A 3,228-nucleotide genomic window follows, 5' to 3' on the forward strand; every position below is an offset into this window, starting at 1 on the left:
ACATAGAAATTGACACTGCAAGCTCCTCGGCTCCTTGCTTCAGTGTCAGTATGTCTCGCTCATCACCTCAAGCCGCGCCAGATGGGGTCAGCTTGGCGCTTACCAAGCCTTCATCGGTCAGGATCAATGACTTCGATTTGTTGATTGGGTGCCGATCATATCCTTCTTGTGAAGCCGATCCGTCGTTGCCCAGTCGAAACCCTCCCAGGCGCAACACTCGTTATGCAGAGTCAGCCATAACAGCGCCAAAACTGCATCGTCGATCCTGTCCTCATGGATCTCCATGAACCGACATTACCACGCGAGGCGCCCAAAATCCCGCGGCCCTGCTCGGATAGATACGATGAAGCGGCCGCGCTCGAGTCTTTTTGTTAACAGGCATGCTCCTTGGCCATCATGCCAGATCACCTTCAACAAATTTCCGCGTTTCCCCCTGAAGCAAAACAGGTTGCCCGCAAGGGGAATATGTTTGAGGACCTCCTGCATCCGTAGCGCCAGTGGTGGAAAGCCACATCTCATGTCGGTGTAGCCTGTGGCTAACCACACACGCACGGCTTCTGTCGGGATCATTGCAGCATTTCCAGCCCCTGCAAGATCCGCAGCAGGACACTGACGTCGACAGTGCGGTCGACGATCACACGCCGACCGTTGGCCCCGACGATTTCCATCCGGCCACCGGTAGACACCGCTTCGCTGATCGTAGCTGGTACTTCAGAGTGCGATCGCTCAGGAGACGGCTCTTCCGGCTCTACATCGTGCAGGCCAGAACCGACAACCCCTATGAATAAAGGCGACCGGTGAGGTCTCGGGCGACGACTTGGATCGGCCCAATCGCCCTTGCCCGGCTTCTTTCATCCAGATGAACAAGTGGTTCGCGTTCATGTCGTGACGCCGCGCCACAACCGACACCGGATCACCGGGCTCCTGCACCTCACGCAGGATCGCCAGCTTCTGCTCGACCGTCCAGGATCGGCGCGTTCGCTGTCGGCCGGCACCCGGCGGCGGCGGAGCCGCGGACGTGCTCGCTTCCACCGTCGACGGCTGCTCCATAGCCAGATACTTCATTCGCCAAGTGTCCACTTAAATCTAAGCGGCCCCTAACGTCTTAAGGTAGGTGTCAGTAGGCGGCCTTCGTTGTATGCACCGCACCTTCACGTGGTCATCAATTATTCCCAGCTCGAACCTTTGGTCGCCGGGCGCGCCATGGTCTGGCTTCCTCCAAATCGCGAGCAACACGTACCAGTGTGGCCTCGCCTCCAAAGCGGCCGACGATCTGAATACCGATCGGCAGCCCGCTCGCGCTTTGTGCCAACGGCAAGGACACCGAAGGTTGTCCCGTCACATTGAATATTTCCGTGTACTGACAACTCGCCGTAGACGCTTCCACGTATCCCTCGGCAGAGACTGTCGGGTCGGTTGCAGAATAGATGCCGCCGTGCGGCACGGCCACCATTGGCATTGTCGGGGTCAGCAAAATGTCGAAGGCATGGATCGCCTCGCCCACCCGGAAACGCATTCTCCGAAGGGCCTCTTGTAAGTCCGCCGCTCGGGAAAGAGGCAAATCGCGGCTAAACTCATAGCGTTTTAGATTGACCGACTCCAAGGTCTCTGCGCTGAGAACGCGTCCCATGGCCCGAGCCGCTTCTTCGAGCATAATCGCGCTCGTCGGAGCGAGATATATTCTGCGGTACTCGCTGGGCTCATATGGCGGGGCGATGTCTTGTATCGAGTGTCCCATCTCCTGCAGAAGCGTTGCCGTCGCCTCGATAGCGCGCAGCACTTCCGGATCCAGATTCACGGCGCCCCAACTCGTTCTCGCGACTCCTACCCGCAAACGACCGGTGGGCTGCGAGAGTTCTGCCAGATAGGGACGGTCCGGTTGGACGATGATAAATGGATCGCCAGGATGAGGACCGGAAAAGACGTCCAGCGCGGCGGCCATGTCGCGGATAGTTCGACACAGAACAAATGTGCGGTTTTTGCCGTGATTTTCGTCTTGACTGTTTGGGCCGCCGGAGACACGTCCTCGGGACGGATTCAGTCCGACAAGACCGCACCAAGACGCGGGGATGCGAATTGACCCACCGCCATCGCCGCCATGAGCAATAGGAGTGATGCCGGCGGCCACTGCCGCTGCCGCCCCCCCGGAGGAACCTCCGGCGGAGCGTTCCAAATCCCATGGATTACGGGTGATGCCATTGAGAATGGATTCGGTCATTAGGGTAGAACCAAGCTCCGATGTTGTTGTCCTTCCTATCGTCCGAAGCCCGGCCTCTCGAGCGCGCCGAAAAAAATAACTTTCGATATCGGGGCGGAAGCCTTTGAATAGACGGCTTCCTCTTTCTTGTAGGCGGCCAGCTTCGGAAGCTCCTACATCCTTGCGAAGGAAAGGCACGCCGTGGAAAATCCCTGCGTCCGCGCCGGCAACGGTCTCGGCATCTTCATAGAGTTCGATCACAGCATTGATGCGCGGATTTACGACGTCGTGGGCTTGGCGGGCCAAACGCGTTAGCTCCACAGCAGTCATTTCGCCAGCGCTCACGAGGGAGGCCAAACCGGTCGCATCGTACTCTACGTATTCGCTTAGATTCATCTTAGCTATCCCTTCACACCTGGTGTCAGTGACAGAGGGTATTGCACGCGCAGCGGCGCCACGTCGCAAACCGGAGACATGATGGGATGCGGCCTCTCTGGCCCGGAGCGGGGTCTGATCCAAAGCAAAGTGTACCTCATCCGGACATAATATGCAACATTTGGTTTCCAACTGACGGACGTGATGCAAATGGATCATATCGGGTGCAGGTCGGGACGAGAAGATGGTCGCCAGACGTCAAACAACGTGAGAAGGATCACCATAAGGCTCCACTTGCCAGTGGAAGGTGTCGTTCGCGGGGCGAATGGGTGAGGAGAGTTCGTAATCTCCGCAGTGTCGAATCAGGCAGCTTAGATACTTTGTAGGGTATTGAGGCTGGGAACTTCACAAAGGGGGCTTCGCTTCTCAACGTGGCCCAACGCGCCCTCAGCGTCCACGTACGTCAACTTGAGAAAGGCTTTGGTACTTTGGCTGCTAGATGAGGATCAGAAGAATGAGGCGGTGCAATCTATCGGGCGTCTGATCGGTGATGCGTAGCTTCGTCGGAAACCAAAAGTAGGCCAAGCCATATTAACGACGATGCGTCGGGATGGCGCATGTAGCTGACTGGCGAAATATCCGGCATGTGCAGATAG

The 3,228-nt window shown here is 57.5% G+C and carries 3 protein-coding genes and 2 pseudogenes; 1 reads left to right on the forward strand and 4 read right to left on the reverse strand.

The features are described 5' to 3' along the window. Positions 1-67 precede the first annotated feature (67 nt). The 4 genes and pseudogenes from NKH89_RS35500 to NKH89_RS35520 all read right to left on the reverse strand — a co-directional run bounded on the left by NKH89_RS35500 (position 68) and on the right by NKH89_RS35520 (position 2,593). Positions 68-285, reverse strand: a pseudogene (locus NKH89_RS35500) (DUF6429 family protein). 9 nt (positions 286-294) lie between these two features. Next, complete coding sequence (tnpB, locus tag NKH89_RS35505) at positions 295-570, reverse strand: IS66 family insertion sequence element accessory protein TnpB (protein WP_352912007.1); 276 nt, start codon at positions 568-570, stop codon at positions 295-297. Between the two features lie 156 nt (positions 571-726). Beyond that, positions 727-1,065 carry a transposase gene (locus tag NKH89_RS35515; protein ID WP_352912010.1) on the reverse strand — a complete coding sequence of 113 codons (339 nt, stop codon included), beginning with the start codon at positions 1,063-1,065 and terminating at the stop codon, positions 727-729. Between the two features lie 97 nt (positions 1,066-1,162). Continuing rightward, on the reverse strand, positions 1,163-2,593 hold the full coding sequence (locus NKH89_RS35520; protein ID WP_352912014.1) for an amidase: 1,431 nt from the start codon (positions 2,591-2,593) through the stop codon (positions 1,163-1,165). A gap of 340 nt (positions 2,594-2,933) precedes the next feature. Here NKH89_RS35520 and NKH89_RS35525 point away from each other — a divergent pair. Then, positions 2,934-3,060: pseudogene (locus NKH89_RS35525) on the forward strand (helix-turn-helix domain-containing protein); the annotation flags it as partial. Positions 3,061-3,228: the final 168 nt, after the last annotated feature.

The sequence above is a fragment of the Mesorhizobium sp. M0923 genome, from assembly GCF_040319365.1.
Classification (GTDB): domain Bacteria; phylum Pseudomonadota; class Alphaproteobacteria; order Rhizobiales; family Rhizobiaceae; genus Mesorhizobium.

Excerpts from the sequence above, each read along its gene's own strand:
- tnpB (WP_352912007.1), bottom strand. The coding sequence starts at position 570 with ATGATCCCGACAGAAGCCGTGCGTGTGTGGTTAGCCACAGGCTACACC.
- NKH89_RS35515 (WP_352912010.1), bottom strand. The coding sequence starts at position 1,065 with ATGAAGTATCTGGCTATGGAGCAGCCGTCGACGGTGGAAGCGAGCACG.
- NKH89_RS35520 (WP_352912014.1), bottom strand. The coding sequence starts at position 2,593 with ATGAATCTAAGCGAATACGTAGAGTACGATGCGACCGGTTTGGCCTCC.